The 21832-nt window shown below is 33.8% G+C and carries 19 protein-coding genes and 2 tRNA genes; 3 read left to right on the top strand and 18 right to left on the bottom strand.

The genetic code is table 11. The features are described 5' to 3' along the window. Positions 1-48: 48 nt before the first annotated feature. The 11 genes from BLP68_RS09445 to BLP68_RS09495 all read right to left on the bottom strand — a co-directional run bounded on the left by BLP68_RS09445 (position 49) and on the right by BLP68_RS09495 (position 11755). Positions 49-1275: a MerR family transcriptional regulator gene (locus tag BLP68_RS09445; protein WP_091542865.1), complete on the bottom strand. Its 1227-nt coding sequence runs from the start codon at positions 1273-1275 to the stop codon at positions 49-51. Positions 1276-1421: 146 nt separating this feature from the next. Further along, a complete protein-coding gene (locus tag BLP68_RS09450) occupies positions 1422-1589 on the bottom strand; it encodes a CxxH/CxxC protein (protein WP_091542866.1) in 168 nt (55 codons plus the stop codon). Positions 1590-1715: 126 nt separating this feature from the next. Beyond that, the gene (htrA, locus tag BLP68_RS09455) at positions 1716-2942 is read right to left on the bottom strand and encodes a serine protease HtrA (protein ID WP_091542868.1); all 1227 of its coding nucleotides are present in this window, start codon (positions 2940-2942) and stop codon (positions 1716-1718) included. Positions 2943-2971: 29 nt separating this feature from the next. After that, positions 2972-3772 carry an MBL fold metallo-hydrolase gene (locus BLP68_RS09460; protein ID WP_091542869.1) on the bottom strand — a complete coding sequence of 267 codons (801 nt, stop codon included), beginning with the start codon at positions 3770-3772 and terminating at the stop codon, positions 2972-2974. A 62-nt stretch (positions 3773-3834) separates the two neighbouring features. Next, on the bottom strand, positions 3835-5094 hold the full coding sequence (locus tag BLP68_RS09465) for a UDP-N-acetylglucosamine 1-carboxyvinyltransferase (protein WP_091542986.1): 1260 nt from the start codon (positions 5092-5094) through the stop codon (positions 3835-3837). Positions 5095-5329: 235 nt separating this feature from the next. Continuing rightward, entirely contained in the window at positions 5330-6202 is an 873-nt protein-coding gene (gene yycI, locus BLP68_RS09470; RefSeq protein WP_091542871.1) for a two-component system regulatory protein YycI, read from the bottom strand. A gap of 16 nt (positions 6203-6218) precedes the next feature. Then, positions 6219-7649, bottom strand: a complete 1431-nt coding sequence (locus tag BLP68_RS09475; protein WP_091542873.1) for a two-component system activity regulator YycH — start codon at positions 7647-7649, stop codon at positions 6219-6221. 17 nt (positions 7650-7666) lie between these two features. Next, positions 7667-8152 (bottom strand): hypothetical protein, encoded by a 486-nt coding sequence (locus BLP68_RS09480; protein ID WP_091542875.1) that lies wholly within the window; start codon positions 8150-8152, stop codon positions 7667-7669. 93 nt (positions 8153-8245) lie between these two features. Beyond that, on the bottom strand, positions 8246-10042 hold the full coding sequence (locus BLP68_RS09485; RefSeq protein WP_091542876.1) for a sensor histidine kinase: 1797 nt from the start codon (positions 10040-10042) through the stop codon (positions 8246-8248). Positions 10043-10044: 2 nt separating this feature from the next. Further along, positions 10045-10734, bottom strand: a complete 690-nt coding sequence (gene yycF / locus BLP68_RS09490) for a response regulator YycF (protein WP_091542878.1) — start codon at positions 10732-10734, stop codon at positions 10045-10047. A 226-nt stretch (positions 10735-10960) separates the two neighbouring features. Then, on the bottom strand, positions 10961-11755 hold the full coding sequence (locus BLP68_RS09495) for a peptidase MA family metallohydrolase (RefSeq protein WP_242876949.1): 795 nt from the start codon (positions 11753-11755) through the stop codon (positions 10961-10963). A 198-nt stretch (positions 11756-11953) separates the two neighbouring features. On the opposite strand from BLP68_RS09495, the gene BLP68_RS09500 reads away from it, so the two are divergent. Further along, positions 11954-13258, top strand: coding sequence for a S8 family peptidase (locus BLP68_RS09500; protein ID WP_091542881.1), 1305 nt, complete (start codon positions 11954-11956; stop codon positions 13256-13258). 48 nt (positions 13259-13306) lie between these two features. Here the strand turns inward: BLP68_RS09500 and BLP68_RS09505 are convergent, their stop codons facing one another. Together BLP68_RS09505 and BLP68_RS09510 are read right to left on the bottom strand one after the other, a co-directional pair. After that, complete coding sequence (locus BLP68_RS09505; protein ID WP_242876950.1) at positions 13307-14797, bottom strand: peptidoglycan DD-metalloendopeptidase family protein; 1491 nt, start codon at positions 14795-14797, stop codon at positions 13307-13309. A 216-nt stretch (positions 14798-15013) separates the two neighbouring features. Continuing rightward, entirely contained in the window at positions 15014-16513 is a 1500-nt protein-coding gene (locus tag BLP68_RS09510) for a M1 family metallopeptidase (RefSeq protein WP_242876951.1), read from the bottom strand. 242 nt (positions 16514-16755) lie between these two features. On the opposite strand from BLP68_RS09510, the gene BLP68_RS09515 reads away from it, so the two are divergent. Together BLP68_RS09515 and BLP68_RS09520 are read left to right on the top strand one after the other, a co-directional pair. Continuing rightward, entirely contained in the window at positions 16756-17826 is a 1071-nt protein-coding gene (locus tag BLP68_RS09515; protein ID WP_091542883.1) for a DnaD domain protein, read from the top strand. An 11-nt stretch (positions 17827-17837) separates the two neighbouring features. Continuing rightward, on the top strand, positions 17838-18815 hold the full coding sequence (locus BLP68_RS09520; RefSeq protein ID WP_091542885.1) for an ATP-binding protein: 978 nt from the start codon (positions 17838-17840) through the stop codon (positions 18813-18815). A gap of 62 nt (positions 18816-18877) precedes the next feature. Here BLP68_RS09520 and BLP68_RS09525 read toward each other — a convergent pair. The 5 genes from BLP68_RS09525 to BLP68_RS09545 form a co-directional block, all read right to left on the bottom strand. Continuing rightward, positions 18878-18952, bottom strand: a tRNA-Glu gene (locus BLP68_RS09525). Positions 18953-19009: 57 nt separating this feature from the next. After that, a tRNA-Lys gene (locus BLP68_RS09530) sits at positions 19010-19085 on the bottom strand. Between the two features lie 101 nt (positions 19086-19186). Then, the gene (locus BLP68_RS09535; RefSeq protein WP_091542886.1) at positions 19187-20470 is read right to left on the bottom strand and encodes an adenylosuccinate synthase; all 1284 of its coding nucleotides are present in this window, start codon (positions 20468-20470) and stop codon (positions 19187-19189) included. Positions 20471-20712: 242 nt separating this feature from the next. Beyond that, entirely contained in the window at positions 20713-20916 is a 204-nt protein-coding gene (locus BLP68_RS09540; protein WP_091542888.1) for a DUF1858 domain-containing protein, read from the bottom strand. 220 nt (positions 20917-21136) lie between these two features. After that, on the bottom strand, positions 21137-21769 hold the full coding sequence (locus tag BLP68_RS09545) for a GNAT family N-acetyltransferase (RefSeq protein ID WP_091542890.1): 633 nt from the start codon (positions 21767-21769) through the stop codon (positions 21137-21139). Positions 21770-21832: the final 63 nt, after the last annotated feature.

Here is a 21832-nt window from a genome sequence, read left to right on the forward strand (position 1 = left end):
ATTATTGAAGAATTTTAACGAAAAAAATAAAAAAAGATAGGGTTAACCCTACCTTTCGCCATAGTATATATAAGAAAATACCTTTTCGCCCTTTACAAAATAATTTTCATATTTACCGCCCTTTTCTATATAATCTGATATGCTTTCATCTATTAATTTATATTTTAGCTTTGAAATTGAGTCCTTGATATTTTCTAAATGGAAATTTTTCCTATAGCATTCATCTATTAAGCTATTCCTGCTGAAGTTTTTAAATAATATATATGAACCAATAAGATATGCATTATCTTTAATATAGTTATCAGTTAGCTTTAATAAAAAATCACTATTTTCAAAGCTATAATTACTTGTACCTGAAATATCTAGTAGGATATCTATTGATTTATTCCTTATAGGGATTTTTAAAAAATCTGAACTTATAAAAAATATGTTTTTTCTGCACCCTGACTTTTCTAGAATACTCTTTAAAAATCTTTGTTTATTGATATTATGGTCAACAGCTATATATAAACAATCATCTGGTAAATCATTATATATATACCTCAAAAAATATCCAAACCCTGTACCTAACTCGAGTAGTATTTTACCCCTAAAGCTACTTAACCCTATTTTTTTATATGTCCACTCTAAACCTTTATTAAGATTATCTATGAAGGTTGAATCTGTCAAATAAATATACTCACTTAAATGCTTAGTATACTCCTCTTCATAGTCAAAATCCTTGTCTAATTTCTCCTTGCACCAGCATAAGATTCCAGACTCTATAATATATTCTTCACCGCAATTACATTTTAGCTTTCCATTAATGATTTGATTATTATCAATACTGCCGTCTACAAGAATTAAATGGCCGGAGCATATATGGCAGCATAATATATCTAAAGCCTTTAAGTTAACTCCCATTCTATAATTTTCAAATTTACTAATAGATGTTATATCCTTCAGCTTCACCTCAATGTTTGCCTTATACCTACTTAATATTTCTATATCTCTACTCAAGCTATCCAATTTATTAGTAAACAAACTTACATAGTATTCATCCTCTTTATAGTGAGTAAGCTTTCCTAATCGTTTATATTTGAATATGGTTTTTATCTCATTTAGAGTAAAGCCCATATCCTTCAAACTAAAAATATCCTCTAAATCCCGTTGGCATCTATCATCAAAATCGTAGTGGCCCCCCTGTTTTTCAGGTAAAATTAAGCTCAACTCCATATAATGGCGTATTGAGTCAATTGTAAGATTATTCTGTTTCGAAAATGTACCAATTTTCATTTTATCACCCTATTTTTTCGATATTACTTTATTATATCATGTGGATGTAATTTATTTAATCCTCTATAGCTAAGATTCTCTGACATGATGTTAACACCGTAACATAATAAGGTATATTAATAAACCAGCCGGGTTTCACCGCCTGGTTAAACAACTAAGTATTTAGGATTTTCTTCACAAAAATGACAATGCTGTGGAGCTAGCCAGTCGGTAAAGGTAGTTTTATCTAGCTCATATAGATCCGGTGGTTGTTCATAGACTTCGACGAATTCATCTATAGCCTCTTCTAGGTGCTTATTACATACAACATACATATTACTCACTCCAATTGTAAAGAAAAATATAAATATGATTAATGTTATTATTTGTTTCTTTTCCTCATTCATACCCTAATTACAGTTTTTTCAAAGTAATACAGTTTATACCATATATGCTATACACTAATTAAAAACTATCTGCACATTTTCTTCTCTACCATTTCTTAAAATAGTTACAGTCACCTCATCGCCTGGTCTATATCGATAAAGCTCCCTCTGCAAGCTTCCCATTGCCCTTACTTCAATGCCTTGAATTTTTATTATTACATCACCGGTTCTTAGGTCAGCTGCTTCTGCAGGTGAATCTGCCAAAACTTCAGCTATATAAACTCCGTTGTCTGCCTGCAGGCTTGTACCAGTAGCCCTTTCAAAGACATCAATATTAACACCTCTAATACCTATATAAACCCTAGTGAATTCACCTTGTTCTATAATTTGATCAACTATTGGTTTCGCTGTATTAATTGGAATTGCAAACCCTAAACCCTCACCGGTTCTAATTTTTGCTGTGTTAATTCCGATAACCTGGCCCTGCCCATTTAATAATGGACCACCACTATTGCCAGGATTAATTGATGCATCTGTTTGAATAAGATTTTCTATTGTTTCCTCTCCCTCTAATGGAATAACTCTATTAAGACCGCTTATTACTCCTTGTGTTAAAGTCCTTTCGAAATTTAACCCTAATGGATTTCCTATTGCAATAGCTATCTCCCCTACCTCTAAATTATCACTATCTCCCAGCTCAGCAACAGGTAATCCAATTGCCTCTACCTTTATAACCGCTAAGTCTAGACTTCTTTCATTCCAGACTACTTTAGCAGGAACCTTTTCTCCATCATAAAGAATAACGATAATCTCTTCTACATTTCCATCGCCAACAACATGAGAATTGGTTAAAATATATCCCCTCTCATCAACAATAACTCCAGTTCCAAGGCCGGTTGACCTTCTCTGGGTACCAAAAAAAGCATCCCTTTCCAAAGCAACTGTTGTTATACCAACTACAGATGGCATTGCCTTTCTTGCAACTGCTGAGTATACTGTTAAATCCTGTTGGGGCTCTATAACAATAGATTGACCCTCAAAATTTCTAACCCCTCTTAATGCCATAATTTCAGGCAAATAATAGTAAGTAATTGCAGAGCTTATTGCTCCTCCTAATAAGGCTCCTATAAGTACCAACTTAAAGTATCTAAAGGGCTTTGGCTTTTCTGGCTTGTTATCATCATATCTAGAGACATTATAAAGGGTTTGTTGATCAGATTCCGTTGATGGAGTTTTTATTGGATGCTTTTCTTCCTCCTCAAAGGAATTATCTTCATGCTTATCATTTTCTTGATAATTCATAATCTCCCTCCATTCTTTATTCTTAGCTATTATTTACTAAATTCATATAAATTACTTACCCTGTCCCTATGGGCCAAAACAATTTCTACATCCTCACCAACAATCATTTTATTAAGGGCTAATATATTATTAACTGTTGCGATGGCCAATTCCGGGAAATTATTTTCTTTACTTAGATGGGCCAGCATAACTTTTTTAACGTTCTTTCTAACCAAGTCTACAATCGCCAGGCCAGCAGCATCGTTGGATAGATGTCCTAAATTTGATAAAATTCTTCTTTTTAAATAATATGGATAGCTACCTACCTTAAGCATTTCTTCATCATGGTTAGATTCCAGTACAACTAAATTGGAATCTCTCACATGCTCTATTATTTCATCATTTATATATCCTAAATCTGTCGTTATACTTATTTTAACTCCATTATTAATTAAACTGAATCCGACTGGGTCGTTGGCGTCATGTGAGGTTGAGTAGGGTGTTACTATGAAGTCTCCTACTTCAAAAATTTTCCCGGTTTCGAAAATTTTAATGTGTTCCTCCTTTAACTTACCAAGCTTCTCCTCCATACCCCTCCAGGTTCCTACATTTGCATATATTGGTATATTAAATCTTCTTGATAGAATTCCGGCACTATGGATATGATCATTATGCTCATGGCTAATTAGTATACCTGTAAGCCTACATGGATCTATACCAATTTCTAATAGTTTACTTTGAATTTTTTTGCCGCTTAATCCTGCATCTACCAACAAATTTTCGCTGTCATCGGTAATAAAATGACAATTTCCACTACTTCCACTTGCTAAAGAACAAAACCGTACTGTCATTAAAATGCCTCCAATACCATGATATAAATATTACTAATGCACACCCTCCGGTGTGCATTATATTATTCTTCTATTCGCTTAATTTTTGCACCCAGACTTAGAAGCTTTTCGGCTAGATTATCATAGCCTCTATCTATAAAGTGTATATTTTCAATTTCAGTAACTCCGTCGGCGATAAGCCCTGCCACCACTAATGCGGCACCTGCCCTCAGATCTCCAGCGCAAACCTTAGCCCCCGACAATCTATCTACTCCATAAATTACAGCGGCTCTACCTTCAACCTTAATGTTTGCACCCATTCTTTTTAACTCATCAACATATTTAAATCTTCCATCATAAATAGTTTCTGTTACAATACTATTTCCATTTGCCCTTGTTAGTAAACTTGTCATGGGTTGCTGTAAATCAGTAGGGAAACCTGGATAAACAAGAGTTTTAACGCTAACGCTTTTTAATGGTTTTGAAGCTGTAACACGAAGTGCTTCTCCGTTTTCAACAACCTCAACACCCATTTCCTTTAATTTAGCCGTTATTGCCTCAAGGTGCTTTGGAATTACATTGTTTATTACTACATCGCCATTGGTGGCAGCAGCAGCAATCATATAGGTACCAGCTTCTATTTGATCTGGTATTACTGTATGATTACATCCCTTTAATTCTTCCACACCTTTAATTTTTATTACATCAGTTCCTGCACCCTTTATATCTGCACCCATGCAGTTTAAAAAGTTTGCCACATCAACAATATGGGGTTCTTTTGCTGCATTTTCTATTATAGTATTTCCTTCAGCCATTGTTGCTGCCAGCATAATATTTATAGTAGCACCTACACTGACAACATCTAGATATATTTCTGCTCCTATTAATCTTTCTGCCTCTACGGAAACTAGTCCATGCTCTATTGATACCTTTGCTCCCATTGCCTCAAAGCCCTTTATGTGCTGATCTATTGGTCTACTACCTATCGAGCACCCACCAGGATACACGCCGGTTGCTTTTTTAAAGCGCCCCAACCCAGCTCCCAATAGATAATAGGAAGCTCTTATATCCTTTGCAATTTCGTGCTCAGCATAGGAGCATTCAGTTATGTTACGTGTATTAATCTCCAGTGTCTTTGGGCCTTTTTCCGTAACCGTTGCACCTAAACTTGTAAGAATGCCCGCCAATACCTTAACGTCACTAATTTCTGGCAAGTTATCTATAACACAAATGTCTCCTGCAAGTACCGCTGCAGGTATTATAGCTATCGCTGAATTCTTAAAACCGCTTATATCAACACTTCCCTGTAATTTGCTTCCACCTTCAATTACTAGTCTGTTCATACTGTTGGCCGACAATTGTCAGCTCTCCACCACCCTCTATAGTATTTTTCCTTTATAATAAACATTGTAGTAGATTTTAAATTCACATGAATTTATTATAGCATTTATACAATTATTTGTAATCAAGTTATTATTGGTAATAAATAACTAAAATTTGAATTTGCATTAAAAAAGAAAAAGTCCATTGTACTTTTTCTCCTTTTTTTATAAAAGTCCTGCATTATTTTTAAGATTTTTAATTTTTCAGTGCTTCTGCATAATATATCTTACCATTTTCTAATGTTATTTTCCAAGTTGGTACAGCAGTTCCTGATTCTATATCCTTCCAGTCTGATAGTTGAATGTCATATGGGTTAAGGTAGTAGCCCATCTCTATAGAAGTAATTACTATTTCTTGGTTTTCATTATCATTAACAATATCGTTCATTGTCTTTAATAATGCCTCTGAAGCGGGTATGGTTTTTTTACGATGGGTCTGAGTTTTTTCATGCTTTAGTAGCATTGCTTCAAGACCAATAACCCCCCGGTGGTTAACATATACATGGGCATAGCTCTCACCTAAAAATCTATTCCTATAGGTTTGATTATATACCAGCTTATATAAGGGTGCAGTATCATAGTCATTTATTGTTCCAAAATATACTTGTGTCAATGAGAGATCATCCTTTAGTAATCCTTTGCTGTTTAGAAATTCTTCACTAAGAGAGATAGCTTCCTTTTCATTAATAGCATAAGTTACAACCTCATTACTTAGTTTTTTAAATTTTAGCCTTTTATTACTCTCGAAGGATAGTTGTTTCTCATTCGCAGTATAAATGTTATTGTTCACTTCATAAGAAGTTCCAAGAAAACTCCTTATTATTTCATTGTTATGTAAATTCTCATATTTAAAATCAAGTAATGGCAGAGAGATAATTTCTCTTGGTATTTCTGTTTTAAGCTGTATTCCATTATCGTTAAGAAGCACCTCAACATTTTCTATATAATGGTCATTTATTAGCTGTAGGTCTTCCTTAATAAACAGATCTTTGCTAATATTAAACAGCAAAAATAAGTTGGTTATTATAAAAGCCACTATCAATATATTTTTTGCCTTTGCCCAATCCATCTGATTCCACCACCATTTATTCGAAAACACCACTATGAAGTAATTCTCCCTTATAACTATCAAAATAATATACTCGATTATTTACTTTTATTTGCCATGTCGGTAATACTGTTTGGGAACTTTTCTCTTCCATCGTATCAAAGTAGACCATTTGTATTGAACTGATATTTCTTAAAATATCGTTATTGCTATCAGCTTCTTCTAATTCACTATCTTTTTCAAAGTCAGTAATATCTGATTCGAAAAGCTTAATATTGTTCCCTATAACCTTATGGGGCGATATTATTGACTCAAGTCTAGTCATAGTTGGTAAAGACATGGGCCTTCTTACAAAGCTTCTATAATTTTTAATGGTACTTCCAAACACTTCCACTTCGATGGGGTATTTCATATTATTTGAAGAAAAAGCCATTGGATACCCATCTACAAAATAGTTGAATCCGAAAAAATAACCATTACTATGTTCAGTTTTAATTTGTCTTACCTCTGCCAAATATGCTGTTTCCGGTAATATACCATGCTTTTCTATAAACTCTATTGCTGTATCTAGAGCAGTCATTACATTAGTACTAGAAGAATTAGATACCTCTTCATTATACTCTAACCTACCTCTAGGGCTAATTCTAAGGGTTTTTTCACCATATCCATATAAATACACCACAGCTCCATTGGTTTCTCTGATAATTCTAACAAAATCTAGATTTTTATCGAAAAAAACCTCGGAATGGAAATCTAATATCCTCTCATCTTCCACGTCTATAACACTTTCCATTGTTATTTTAGGAAGTGGTGTAAAATTTAGTGGCATTAATGTATAGTTATCTTTGAAACTAACTAATAATAATCGATAATACTTGATGAAGTCTTGTTCTTCATATTGGTTCATGTATTCATTAATAATTCTATTCTCGGTATAATTTTGAAGTTTAATTTCGTATGTGTTATCATCCTTGCCAACTATATATATTGTTCCTCTATTTATAGCAGGAATTAATATCTTTTTTACTTCTCTTATGTTCCTTACAATTTTACTGTCAATGTTATTAAAAATAGAAGAAACTAAAACCGAAGAAATATTTTCCCCAAATTCTAGCTCTACATGCTTTAATCCCATATGCTTGATATAAGACTCACCAGATATTTGATTTATTTCAGGGTCAAGCATGAAAAAATCTTCTAAAACAAGCTTGCTGTATTCCCATACCTCCTGCGATTCAGCATAGGGTAATATAGTATAGTCGCTGCTCTGTATTCCTCCTCCAAAGCCTAAGGTAATCTTTTTTGGTGAAATTATATTTTCTCTTATGTTATGTGGATTAGCTCCTCTACTGAAAGCTTCAGATTGTAAAATCTCTACAGGTGAGTAAAACCATATTTGCTGGGTCAACAATGCACTCATTACAATTAATATTGATAAAACTATTGTTTTAAGTCTTTCCCTAGTCATTTAATTCACTCCATCAACTATTTTCGCCCTGTATTAATTAGATTTTCTAGAAGCTCTGTAGCCGGCTCGCTTATTTTCCTTTCAAAATTTTGTTTAACCTCTTCGATTCCCTTTACGTCTATTATTCTAACAACTACATCCTCTGACTCATCCTCATAAATAGCAGTTATCTCTACCTTGTTTTTACCTTTTCTTAAAGCTACTTCAATCCAATCTCTACGCAATGCTCCCATTTCAATATTGATAGCATCACCCTCTGCAACAAAGTTTTCTTTACCAATAACTATGCTATTATTATAGTACACTTGAATGATTACCTTTGTTCCTTCAGCTGCAGTAAGTTCAAAGACTAAATTGGTGCTATCTGTAGTAATATTTCTCTCGGGTGTAACCACCTGAATAGTTTGTTTTGGCTGATCCGTCTCATTTCCAAAGGCCGATACACTGGAAAATGCAATTATTAAAAGAATGAAAGCTGTATAATACATGAATTTTTTTATCATTTTAATTCCTCCCGATATTGCCTATTCATATGTCGATAATATTATTATAATGGATTAATATTACAGCAGTATTACAAGGAAATTAAAAATAAATTACACAACATTTTCCTGTAAAATAGGAAGAGTAATTACCACTAGTGTTCCCTCTCCTTCTTTACTTATTATTCTTATTTCTCCATCATGAACGTCAATTATCTCCTTTGCAATGGCTAGTCCAAGCCCCGTGCCACCCATTTCTCGAGATCGAGCCTTGTCAACACGATAAAACCTTTCAAATATCCTTGGCATGTCTGCTTCAGGAATACCTATCCCATTATCCTGAATTTCAAGAGTTATGTCATTACCCATTTTTATCAGATCAATAATAACCTCTCCATTATTGGGAGTATACTTTATAGAATTACTAAGAATGTTTAATAGTACCTGCTCTATTCGGTCTTCGTCTCCAAAAATATATACCGGTTCTTTAAGTAGCTTTAAGTTCATTCTCTGCTGTTTACCATGGGCATAAACCTCTAGCTTTGATGTTGCTTTCTTAACTATATAATTTATATCAATAGGCTTTTTATTCCATTTCGCCTGTTGAAAATCTAAATTTGAAAGTTGTAATAAATCCCTTACTAAACGAGACATTCTATCTGCTTCTGTATCAATAACATTCAAAAACCTAAATAACAGCTCCTGATTTTCAGCAGCTCCATCTAAAAGCGTCTCTGTATAGCTTTTAATTGTTGTTAGAGGGGTTTTAAGTTCATGGGAAACATTGGCCACGAACTCCCTTCTCATATGTTCAAGTCTCTCTTCTTCTGTAACATCTTGCAGCAGTACTATTATTCCGCCAAAATCACCTTTATCATTCCTATAGGGTGCATAATTAGCTCTTAGAGTTATTCCTTCACCCATAGATAGCATCTGACTCCCTGACCAATCGTTTCCACTATTCATAAGATTACATATTGTTAGCTGGTCATTTAGTTCAGCGAAAATTTCATCAAAGACTTTATCCTTTAAGCTTTCTTCATCCATCATTAACAATTCCATGGCTCTAGGATTTGCATGTATGATAGTTCCTTCAACAGTTGCTGCAATAATACCATCTGCCATATAGGTTATAATAGTATCCATTTTTTGCTTTTCACTGGACATTTCCTGTAAAACCGATTTCAATCTGGCTGTAAGAAAGTTGAACATGTTTGCTAATTGTCCAATTTCGTCATCTGACTTCACTTCCACCACCTGATCAAAATCACCCTTTGCCATTTTTTCCGCTTTAACTGTAACATCATTTATTGGTCCTGTAATGCTTTTGGCAATAAAATAACCCAGTACAACTGTAATAAACAAAGCTAGTATAGTTGCTCTTATCAAGATATCCTTAGAATCGTCAAGGGTCTTATAAATATCTGATAAATCACTCCTAAGATAAATAGCCCCTATTATTCGACTATGCTCATCATATAATGGATAAACAATATTTTTCGAGCTTCTTAATCCAGATTTAGGTAAAATATCCTTCTCTGAAAATTCTGCTCCACTAAATGCATTTGTAATTAAGTCCGTCTCTAAAATATCTAATGCATTGTGATTTAGATAGTATGGATTTGTACTGGAGATAATCGTAAAGTTTGTATCCTTATCAATAATATAAATCTCCATTCCCATACGCTCATAGGCTTTAATATTCTCTTGAATATCCTGTTTATTATTCTGCCAGTTATTCTCCCTCAACGTAGCCATAACTGTACTGGCTGTAGAAGTAAGATTGTTTCGGACAACTTCCAGGTGATATTGTTCAAATTGCTGAATTAAAAATACACCTATAATTATCATCGCTATAAAAACCAGCAAAAAATAGATGATTATAAATTTCCATCTTATACTTTTAAACATCCCTATGCCCTCCTAAAGTAGTATCCGACTCCCCTCTTTGTCATAATAAATTTCGGACTACTGGAGTTGTCTTCAATTTTTTCTCTTAATCTTCTAATGGTAACATCTACCGTACGAATATCTCCATAATATTCATATCCCCAAACCTCTTTTAATAATTGTTCTCGCGTAAATACCTGCTCCGCCTGAGTAGCCAGAAACCTCAACAGTTCAAATTCTCTTGATGTTAGCTCTACTACATCTTTATCTTTTTTTACCTCATACTTGTTGAAGTCAATAGAAAGTAACCCTGAGGTAATAATATCGCCTTTTTTGCTGCCATCAGAAATATTTGTTCTTCTTAAATTTGCCTTAACCCTCGCAAGAAGCTCACGCATCCCAAATGGCTTAGTAATATAATCATCCGCTCCCATTTCCAGTCCAAGCACTTTATCAAGCTCTTCTTCTTTAGCAGTTAACATCAGTATAGGCATTGAAAAGCTTTCTCTTATTTTTCTGCAAACTTGAAACCCGTCGATTTTAGGAAGCATAACATCCAAGAGTATTAAGTCGGGTGTATTTATACTAACTTTACTAAGGGCTTCTTCTCCATCGTATGCTACCTCAACCGTATATCCTTCCTTCTCTAAATTAAACTTAACAATTTCTGCAATCGGTTTTTCGTCTTCAACCAACAGAATTTTTTTATCCATGTTTAATACCACCTCAAATTGGGATTTATTAAATCTATGATTCTACTTTTTATATAAAAATCCTTCATTTACACAATATGAATTTAGTTAATTACTATATCAAAAAAAAAAAAGATACCGAATATTTATGTAATCAGGAGCCATAAAAAGAGTGACTCCTTAAAGTCCACATAAATTCTTAATTGTTCTTATTTAATAATTTTCTTACCTGCATAAATTTAATCATCTACTGTGTGAACAAATAATGATATTCCTTAATTTGGGTCCCTTGTCCTAAATCATTTATTAGCTGTATCAAGTCTTCAACTCCCTGTAGTTGAACATAGCTCTTAACCAATCGAAATGACTTTGTATAGGCTTTATATTGATTTAATCGATGAAAATCATAAGTTAGTTCATCAATAGTGAAATCTATCTCCTCATCTGTCAGCTCTTCTCCCCATTTATAACCATCAATCTCATATTCAAAGTACAGACTTACTCCTTCAGTAAACCAAATAGGAAAATTACCTTTAGCCAAACGATCGGTTAAAAGATGTACAAGCTCATGAAGTATTGGCCCCTCGTCATAATATCTTTCTCGGTATTCGGCTTCATTAAACCATATCAACGGGTTAGATATATGAATTGTATTTCCATAATATACTCCCATAGGGGGATTCCCTTTGTTCAGCATTGTAGCAGCCATCATTTGATCAAGGTCATCATAAATTACCATTCTCACCTTTTCTCGGGGATTATGGTTAAATACTTCTGTTGCTGCTTTATACTTATCCTCAGCTGTATCAATTATAAAGCTTAATAGATCTTCATCATAGCCTGGATGTCTAATTATATAGTTATCTGTTTCAATTGTTTCATAATCCCTTATATAATAAGAAACTATCTGATATTCTACTAACCTTAATGCAGGTCTATATAATCCAGCTACAGGCTTAATAGATAGGTGGGTATTAAGGATCAATAATACAAATACACCAACTGCAAATAGCTTCCACTTATTATCTTTAAATCCTCTCATATCTATCTCCTCCTTTAATTTGAGATATGTATGAGACAGAACAATAATATTATAGCACAATTTTATGTAAACTTCCATCTGTGAATTCCTAGCATTTTTTACAAAGGTTTTGTTATCTGCTGTCCCATCTTATTTCTAGCACTTTTTTTATTTTATAGCATAGTCTATATTAGAATGAAGATGAAGGAGGTCCCTTTTGTGTTTGGATATAGTAATATTATTGAAGACCTTGTTGCCGAAAGGCTAATGGTTATGAATACCGATGAAGAAGAGCTTCCTGTCATTATCTCGGCTAAAGACTGTGAGTGTGATGACCTTGAAGCGTTTGTTATTAAAATGGGAGGTAAAGTAAAGCATAAGCTGCATTTAATAAATGCAGTAGCTGCATATATGCCTTCAGTTGGAGTACGTTCAGTCGCTAGAGATAGATTTGTAGAAAAAATTCAATTAGATGATAAAGCCTATAAATTAATGGACATTGCTACAGTCACGGTTGGCTCTGATTATGCTAATGAATACGGTCTGACAGGGAAGGACGTTACTGTAGCAGTAATTGATACAGGTATCTATCCCCATAGTGATTTAGTACGTCCTACTAATAGAATTATTGGTTTTAAAGATTTTGTCGGAAACAAAAAAAACCCATATGATGATGATGGCCACGGAACTCATGTAGCTGGAATAATAGGAGGTAATGGTTTTGCTTCCAGAGGAAAGTACATGGGGATTGCTCCCGATGCCAATCTTGTAGGAGTAAAGGTTTTAGATCATGAGGGAGGAGGAAGCATTTCCGATGTTATTGCAGGGATTCAGTGGGTTATAGAAAATAAAAATAAGTATAATATAAAGGTAATAACCCTATCTCTAGGAACCAAGGCAAAGTCACCTTACCATGAAGACCCTCTATGCAAGGCCGTTGATGCCGCTGTTAGATCCGGTATAACTGTTGTAGGTGCAGCTGGTAATAATGGTCCAGAGAAGTCTACTATTAACTCCCCAGCTATTAGTCCTAATATTATTTCAGTAGGAGCATGTGATGATCGTAGCGGAAGTAATCCTTCATCAATAACTATTGCAGATTTCTCCAGCAGAGGTCCTACTCCTGATGGTATTATGAAGCCAGATATAATCGCACCTGGTGTTAAGATTAATTCTCTTGGTACTGAAAACAATAATTATGTTAGCTTAAGCGGTACTTCAATGGCTGCTCCCGTAGTTGCTGGTTGTTCAGCGTTGATTTATGAAAGCAATCCATCATATAGCCCTGCTCAGGTAAAGGCTCTTGTTACAAATAGTGCCGAATCATTAGGTTATCCCCACCAAGAGCAAGGTGCTGGTCTGTTGGATATAAGAAAAATCCTCAGCACCACAAATCCCAATCCAATTCCTCGTAAGCCCGATAATTCTACGCCTAAAGTAGATAACAGCTATAAGGATTTATACACAGGCTTTCATAGTTGGTACTTTGTTATATTCATAGTTTTCCTCGTTTTAATCTTATAGATAGGCTAATAATAAAAGCGTGACTTCTATAGTCACGCTTTAGTATTCTTAATAACTAACAAAACTTAATGGATTGACAGGGGTTCCATCTTTTCTTACCTCAAAATGCAAATGTGGACCTGTACTATTACCTGTACTCCCTACTGTGGCTATTTTTTCGCCTTTATACACCCTATCTCCTTCTTCTACAAGAAGTGTTTTACAATGAGCATAGTAGGTTTGGTAACCATTTTCGTGATCTATAATAACTAAATTTCCATAGCCACCATTCCAGCCAGCAAAACTAACCTTTCCTCCATCAGCAGCTTCAATATCTGTACCACTTGATGCTGAAATATCTATTCCCTCATGTCGTCTGCCCCATCTAGTCCCGAAACCAGATGAAAGCTTTCCACGAGTCGGATTGGAAAAGTTTCCCGTTGCCATTGTTTTAGGCCTTGGTTTAGTACCTTCGGCTATAACTCTGGTTTTAGGCTCAGACAAAATAATTTCTTCCAATACCTCTCTACCAACTTCTACTCCGTTTTCTTTTATAATATATGCCTTTACTTCTCTCATACCTTCTGTTCCTTGTACTATAATCTTTCGATCACCAGTATATAAGGAATCTGTACTTTCATAGTCAGTATCAAAGGCTATTGTTTCTACTAATTCTGCATATTCCATTGTGACTACAGAAATATATGGCTTTGGTACAATAAGGCTTATCTTTTGTCCAATTTGTAATTTGTCTGGATTTATACTTGGGTTAGCAGTGGCTATATCTTCTACCGAAAGATCATACTTTAATGCAATTGACCATGTGCTTTCACCCTTTTGAACTTCATGGGTTTTTTCTTCATCCGTACCCTTAACTATATAGTTAATTGCATCCTCTTTACTTCTAATTACTCCTGCTTTAGTGAATATTTCTACCAGCTCTACCTTCTCTTTAAAATCAATGGAGGTGTATTTATTTTCTTCCTCGTTAACATATGGTGCCTTTAATTCTTGTAATACAGATTCTGCTGTTCTTTTATCTCTAAGCTGTATTACTTCGTTACCATCAACATATATGGCTACTGAGTTAACCTTGATATCTAATCTATTTATAATATTTATAATGATATCTCCATGGGAGGTTATCATTTCATCATCGGCACTAATCCTTTTTACTTGAATCTCATCGGTAAAGTTTACATCTTGCTCATAGAATTGTTTTACCTGCTCCTTTGCATCTTCAAGGGCATCCCAGAAATCTTCTTGACTTCTTACGATAGCTAAGGAACTTCCTCCAAGCTCGATTTCAAAGGCTCTTAAGGAAGAATTGGCCACTTGATTAAGAAGTAATGCTCCCCCAAGCACTACAACCATTGCAATACATCCTATTATATAAATCAATTGCTTGTTCTTTTTTAAGTCAATTCTATTGAAGCTTTGTAATGCCTTTGTGTTTTTATAAAGCCTAAGCCTTTGAACTCCAATTCTCGAATAATAATCAAATACCTTCAGCATATGCTTTGCTTTCTTTTGGAAAAGCATCATAAATCTATGATTCATATCCTAATCTCCCCTCAAAGTATAGGCTTTTTATATGCTATAACGAATAATCTATATTTCAATATGATGTAAGCATCTAGTCATTTTAGATTTTTATAGGACTTTTGTAATATATTTGTAATAATTCTTTTTTCATTATATACTATTTTTTAACCTGGATACAAGTCCAAACTAATGTTTTTTTATATTTTTTTATTTTATACATGGTTTATAAAATTATTCAAATGTTATATTTAACCATTCATTAAATAATGGTTTAATATCCTTTTTTGTATTTGACTGCATTATTGTAAAAAAGTCAGATGTAGTAGCATTTTTAAATTGATAGGTTTCGAAATATTCCCTCAGACCTTCTATAAAGGCTTTATCCCCTATTTCATTTCTTATTTCCTCAATAAACATAGCTCCTTTGCTATATACTATACTGCTATACTCTAAATTGCTTTCAAACTCTCTTAAGCTTCTTAGTATTCCTTCTCCTCTATCAGGTTCTATTTCAATAAAGTTTTCATATTGAGCCTTAATCATCTTTTCAAAAATTTGCTCCTTTATATGTTCCCCATATTTTTCCTCAAAATACATTAATGTGGAATACTCTGTCAATGCCTCATCTAACCATGGCTCTCTCACCTCATTATTACCAACTATACCATACCACCATTGATGGGCTATTTCATGGGCTATTACATACTCTAGTGGGAAATCCTCCTTCATTTCATATAAATCTTTACTAATCATAACTAAATTTGGGTACTCCATACCGCCAAGAAAAAAATCGCATGCAACAATAGACACCTGTTTATAAGGGTACTTTCCAAATAAGCTGTTAAATATTTTAATAGAATCTATACCATATTGCAGTGCCTCTATCTTTTTCTCTTCTCCCAGTGTAAATGAGTTAACATTTATTCCATCTACTATTCCTTGATGAACTTCAAACCCTTTACTTAGAATTAAAGCAAAATCCCGAACATATTCACCTCTTATTTTATATGTATTATGCTCTTTTTTATTAATTGTCTCTATAATATCTCCCGTTGTAGCCATTTTAAATTCAAGTGGTATGGTTATTGTTACATCATAGATAGCTATGTCGCTATAGAAGGGATCTCCAATGGAATAGTAAGGATCTAAATTCCATCCCCTCTCATCATAAACCGATAGTATGGGGTACCAATTGCTTATGTTAACTGTGTCCTCACCATATCCCAGTCTAGAATTCACATTAGGGATCTTTACATCAAAATCAATAAGTATATCTACAACCTTTCCTACTCTTAAAGGTTCCTTCAGGGTTATTCTTAAAAGATTATCCTTCTCTCCCATTACTTTAAAATCTGCTTTTCTCCCATTTTCCTTAACTGATAATAAATCAATCCAGCCCGCACTAAATCCGTTGGGATATACTAAGTTAATTTCTTTTTTTTCGAAGGGTACAATATCTTTTCTTCGAAAGGTATTTGGATACAAGTGTAGATATATATTAGACAAGTCTTTATCTGTATTATTTCTATATTGCAATCGTTGGTTGGCTGTTATTTTCATACTTTCTTCATTAAACTCAGCATTAATTTCATAAAAGGGTAGGTTTTTTTCTTCATGTCTGCCAATAACCCATTCTTCCTCTATCCCTATGTAATAGCTATGTATAAAAAAGGTTGTAAGAATTATTCCCAAAACAAGTGATGTAGAAATTAATTTTCTCTTTATATTCACAATAGCCCTCCTTTTGTAACCATGTTACTATTAAAATAGTATTTAATATTTATTAAATTATTCCATAATTATTATGGACATAGTCTTTGCACCTTCATTTCTGTGCACTATCTCAGTTTACTTCTCTTCATTTACATAATGTCTACTTAGAAAGGTTAATCTCTTTAAGGTGATGCATGAAATGCTTTAATTCTTATGATATAATAAAGCATTAGAATCTTTATTTAACTGGAGTGATAGTAATGGGATTTATCAAAAGCACATCCTCAATAGACTTAGGGGATACCCCTATCGAAAATATTTTCATAGATGTTTATATGCCAATGTCAAATGGTACCTTTGTAAAAGTATATTTATTAGCTTATAAGTATGCTTGTGACCCCCAAAGGAGTATGGAAATAAGCAATATGACCATTTCAAAACAGCTAGGTATACCCTTATCTGATGTTCTTTCGGCATGGGATTTTTGGGAAGGTAAACAAATAATAAAGAAACACTTCGTTTCTGATAATGACGAAACTGATTATAATGTGGAGTTCGTTAATTTAAAGCAATTATTTATTGATAATAATTTTAAGCTTATTTCCAGTAGCAGAGAAACCCCCTCCGATGAGGACTATTCTCTTTCTACCAAGGAGCTAGTTGAAGCAAATCAAATTCCTCAGATTAAGGAAATGTTCACCGAGGTTAATAAGCTTATGGATCGTACTTTAGTTCCTAATGAAAAAAAACATATTTTAGAATGGTTTTATAATTATAATATTGATCCACCACTCATAATAAAGGCCTTCAGCTATTGTAAGCATAAAAAGAATATAAAAAACATTAAGTATGTTGGTGCTGTTATACGCAATTGGTATGATATGGGAATAAGCAATGTTGAAGCTTTGCAGGAGTACTTGCTTAAACAAGGAGAGCGTTATGGTCTATATGAAAGAGTTTACAAAGCACTTGGCTTTATATCAAGGGAGCCTGCTGAAGCAGACATGAAAATCATTGATACCTGGGTAGATGAATATAATTTTTCGTTAGAAATCATACTTAAAGCCTGTGAAAGCTCTAGTAGAACTTCAAATCCTAATATTAATTATATTAATAGTATTCTATCTAATTGGCATAAAAAAGGAGTAAAAGAGATTAGTGATATACAGTCCCTTGATAAGAAACCCTCTAAACCTTCTGCCAACAGCCTAAATCAAAATACCAGAATTAAAACAAAATTTCACCTTTCTGAAAGCCGCTTTGATGAATACTCTGCAGAAGAGCTTGAAGCTATCATACTTAAAAATCAAAAAAAGAAGTTTAAGGAATAGGAGTGGCATTGATGATTGAGGAAGTAATCAATAATATATTAAGAGAATATGAAAATAAAAGGAACGTTGCAAAAAAAAGGAAGGAACAACGCAGACAAGAGGTTTATAAAAAGGTTCCTCGAATTAAGGAAATCGATGATTCCATTAGTAAATCAGGTATTTCTATAGCTAAAGCTATTATAAGTCAAAAAGATAACCCTGAGGAATTAGTGAATACCCTAAAGCAGAAACTAGATAAGCTAAAGCAAGAAAAGGCCTTTCTACTTACAGAAAATAATATTCCCTTACAATATCTAGAAGAGGAGTATTACTGTCAGTATTGTAATGATACTGGCTTTATATCCAGTGGTGAAAAATGTAGCTGCTTTAAGCAGCAATTAATTAACAAAGCATACTCCATGTCAAATCTTGACAATATATTACAAAATGAGAATTTCAAAAAATTTAATATATCATTATTTTCCGATAGCCCCTTTGAAGGACAAGAGTTGTCTCCTAGGGACAATATGATGCACATTTTACAGGTTTGTGAAGGCTTCGTTATTAATTTTGAAAAAAGGAATGAAGATAACCTCTTGTTTTTTGGTCCTACAGGGCTTGGAAAGACATTCCTTGCCAATTGTATTGCAAAAGCTCTGTTGGATAGAGGAAAAATTGTAATTTATCAAACCGCCTTTAAAATATTTGAGATATTAGAAGATATTCGCTTTCATAATCAACATGACAAAGAAAAGTATAATCTGTTATTTTCTGCAGACCTTTTAATAATTGATGATTTGGGTACAGAGGTAACAAACTCCTTTACCAACAGCGAGCTTTTTAATATTATTAACAGTCGTTTACATTCAGGGAAGAAATCAATAATTTCTACAAATTTAACGCCAAAGGACTTTGGGCTAAGATACGATGATAGAATAGCTTCAAGACTATTTTCCAAATATACGTTATTGAAGTTTTTTGGTAGAGATTTGAGATGGCAAACAGAGTAGAATACTAAAATTCTTTAAAAAAAAGCTTACCATCTGTTATAAAGAAGGTAAGCTTTTATAAATGGTGACCCCTAGGGGAATCGAACCCCTGTTACCGCCGTGAAAGGGCGGTGTCTTAACCGCTTGACCAAGGGGCCAGAGTTTTCAGCAACCCCCAGTTTCCTTTACCAAGAACCGCTGAAATAAAAATTAAATGGTGACCCATCCGCGACTCGAACGCGGGACACCCTGATTAAAAGTCAGGTGCTCTACCGACTGAGCTAATGGGTCAAGTTATTACCCACAGTTATATATATTAAAAGAAATTGGGTTAGAAGTCAACACTTTTTGTCGAAAAAGAACAATGCAAAAATAAAGCACTCCTATGAGTGCTAAAAAATTTCATCTCTAATAATTGTTTGACTTCTTTTGGGACCGACAGAAATGATTTTTACCGGTATATTTATATATTTTTCTATTTCCTCTATATACTTTTTTGTGTTTTGTGGTAAATCTTCATATTTAGTAACGTTGGTTATATCTTCATTCCATCCCTCTAACTCTTTATATATAGGTGTACAGTCTGCTAATACCTTTAAGCTGGCAGGAAAATTATGAATAACCTCCCCTTTATACCTGTAGCCTACGCACATCTTAATTTTCTCAAAGCCACTAAGCACATCTAATAGCATTAATGAAATTGAAGTTAGTCCGTTAATTCTGGAAGTATATCTAACCATAACCCCATCGAACCAACCACAGCGCCTTGCTCTTCCTGTTGTTGTACCAAACTCATTACCCTTAACTCTAATACTTTCACCAACCTCATTATCTAGCTCTGTAGGGAAGGGGCCTCTACCCACGCGTGTTGTATAAGACTTTACAACCCCAATAATTTCGTTCAGCATATTAGGCCCTACTCCAGCCCCAACACAGAAGCCGCCAGAGGTTGGATGTGATGAAGTAACATATGGGTAGGTACCTAAATCTATGTCAAGGAGTGTTCCTTGTGCTCCTTCAAAAAGTACTTTTTTACCTGCAACCAACGCTTCATGTAATAGTATAGTTGTATCAGTGACATGGGGCCTTAGTTTATCTGCCAACTGGCAATAGCTATCATATATTTCTTCTCTGTTAAAGCCTTCATCATTGTATATTCTTTCTATCACCCTATTTTTACGTTCTACCTGTTTGAATAATCTCTCTTTGAATAAATCTTTATCTAGCATTTCACCAATTCGTATTCCTGATCGTTCAATTTTATCCATGTAGCAGGGGCCAATCCCTTTTTTTGTAGTGCCAATTTCCTCTTCTCCTCTTGCTAATTCCTCCAGTGCATCTATTTTTTTATGATATGGAAAAATTACATGTACCCTTTCATCAATCTTTACATTTTCTATGCTTATCCCTTGCTTAGTTAGTGTGTCAACTTCCTTCATAAACCCTTCTGGATCAAAAACTACACCATTTCCAATAATATTTAAGGTTTCCATGTTTAGAACACCTGAAGGCATTAAGTGGAAAGCATATTTTTTATCATCAACGATAACGGTATGTCCTGCATTATTTCCCCCTTGGGCCCTTACAACCACATCTGCTTTATTTGCTAAGTAATCAATTATCTTACCCTTTCCTTCGTCGCCCCATTGGGCTCCAATAATAACAACTGATGGCATTTACTCATCCCCTTGTCTATAATGTGCCTTATATTTCCGAACACTACACAAAAATACTATCACAATATACGTGTTTAGTCAATTAATTAGTTGTGTCTAATGTTTTTCAATAAATAATATTCGTATATTGTTGCTGTTACTTGTTAGTTTTCCCTAAATATGTAACTTAATGATTTAATTTATTTCTTTATTTATGTAAAAAAGAGTTGTATGTCATAGGACATTCAACTCTTTCAATTGCTTTACTTATTTTCAAAATGCTTATTTAGGTCTTCAACCAGCTTACTAACGTCAATTCCATGTACTTTCCCAGCATCAGCGATGCTTTCCATTGTGGCACCAGGACAACCTAGGCAATGTAGTCCATACTTCATAAAAACCGCCGCTGCCTCTCGATCCATTCTTAAAACATCCATAATAGTCATATCTTCAGTAATTTTCGCCATTTTTATCCTCCTTCTATACAACTTTAATATTAATATTACCATTTTTTATTAAACTAATCAAATCTGAATGTGTAAAAGTTATCCACATAGGACCTTTACAAATTCATAGGTATATACTCCCATACTGTATGATTTTTATACCCTTATAACAATGGAATAATCAGACTTTTTATCTTTATCTGATATTTTTTATATATTGTTATCCACACAGACCACAGAACTATGCACAGGTGTTCGGTGGATTATGTGGATAAATATGCCTTTGTTGTAGATACATTTCCCTAGTAATATACATGTGAATAAATTTGCATTTTAATACTCCTCTTTCATATCGAAAAAAAACCTCTGCCCTTCTAAGTTTATCATCTTTGAAGATGGGAAGATTCTGATCTTCAAACTCATTGAATTCCACTTTGGATATTTTAAATCCACAGTTTTGATAACAGCGTTGTGCCCTATAATTAAAATCTGCCACCCTTAAAATTAACTTTTTCATCCTCATCTTTTCAAAGTAATAGGAAATAAAGCTTTTTAAGCTGTCTGTTCCTAATCCTTGATCAATAAAATTAGGATCAAAAACAATGCCAAACTCACTACTCCGTCGCAACCACTTAATTTCTCTTAATGCTATGTACCCAACCAACCTATGCTGTTGGTTATAAATAACAAAACATTTTCTTGATAATGTATAGGATTTCTTACAATACCAGTAGTCTCTTTCGTGCCTATTCATTTTAGGAAAGGTATAGCTATAAAATAATGGATCCTGATGTGCTCCCCAGTTTTGCATTTCATCAACGTGTTTTCTTTCTAATTTCTTTATATAGGTGTTCTTTCCCCAAGCTACTAACATTATACCCTCCATGTAAAAGCTAAACTTAGTATTAATTTTTATGTACTATATATTTTTTGTTTT

Source organism: Alkaliphilus peptidifermentans DSM 18978 (assembly GCF_900101495.1).
GTDB lineage: Bacteria > Bacillota > Clostridia > Peptostreptococcales > Natronincolaceae > Alkaliphilus_C > Alkaliphilus_C peptidifermentans.

Bases quoted from the DNA above. Each gene is read 5' to 3' on its own strand.
- BLP68_RS09445 (WP_091542865.1), bottom strand. From the start codon at position 1,275: ATGAAAATTGGTACATTTTCGAAACAGAATAATCTTACAATTGACTCA.
- BLP68_RS09450 (WP_091542866.1), bottom strand. From the start codon at position 1,589: ATGTATGTTGTATGTAATAAGCACCTAGAAGAGGCTATAGATGAATTC.
- htrA (WP_091542868.1), bottom strand. From the start codon at position 2,942: ATGAATTATCAAGAAAATGATAAGCATGAAGATAATTCCTTTGAGGAG.
- BLP68_RS09460 (WP_091542869.1), bottom strand. From the start codon at position 3,772: ATGACAGTACGGTTTTGTTCTTTAGCAAGTGGAAGTAGTGGAAATTGT.
- BLP68_RS09465 (WP_091542986.1), bottom strand. From the start codon at position 5,094: ATGAACAGACTAGTAATTGAAGGTGGAAGCAAATTACAGGGAAGTGTT.
- yycI (WP_091542871.1), bottom strand. From the start codon at position 6,202: ATGGATTGGGCAAAGGCAAAAAATATATTGATAGTGGCTTTTATAATA.
- BLP68_RS09475 (WP_091542873.1), bottom strand. From the start codon at position 7,649: ATGACTAGGGAAAGACTTAAAACAATAGTTTTATCAATATTAATTGTA.
- BLP68_RS09480 (WP_091542875.1), bottom strand. From the start codon at position 8,152: ATGATAAAAAAATTCATGTATTATACAGCTTTCATTCTTTTAATAATT.
- BLP68_RS09485 (WP_091542876.1), bottom strand. From the start codon at position 10,042: ATGTTTAAAAGTATAAGATGGAAATTTATAATCATCTATTTTTTGCTG.
- yycF (WP_091542878.1), bottom strand. From the start codon at position 10,734: ATGGATAAAAAAATTCTGTTGGTTGAAGACGAAAAACCGATTGCAGAA.
- BLP68_RS09495 (WP_242876949.1), bottom strand. From the start codon at position 11,755: ATGAGAGGATTTAAAGATAATAAGTGGAAGCTATTTGCAGTTGGTGTA.
- BLP68_RS09505 (WP_242876950.1), bottom strand. From the start codon at position 14,797: ATGAATCATAGATTTATGATGCTTTTCCAAAAGAAAGCAAAGCATATG.
- BLP68_RS09515 (WP_091542883.1), top strand. From the start codon at position 16,756: ATGGGATTTATCAAAAGCACATCCTCAATAGACTTAGGGGATACCCCT.
- BLP68_RS09520 (WP_091542885.1), top strand. From the start codon at position 17,838: ATGATTGAGGAAGTAATCAATAATATATTAAGAGAATATGAAAATAAA.
- BLP68_RS09535 (WP_091542886.1), bottom strand. From the start codon at position 20,470: ATGCCATCAGTTGTTATTATTGGAGCCCAATGGGGCGACGAAGGAAAG.
- BLP68_RS09540 (WP_091542888.1), bottom strand. From the start codon at position 20,916: ATGGCGAAAATTACTGAAGATATGACTATTATGGATGTTTTAAGAATG.
- BLP68_RS09545 (WP_091542890.1), bottom strand. From the start codon at position 21,769: ATGTTAGTAGCTTGGGGAAAGAACACCTATATAAAGAAATTAGAAAGA.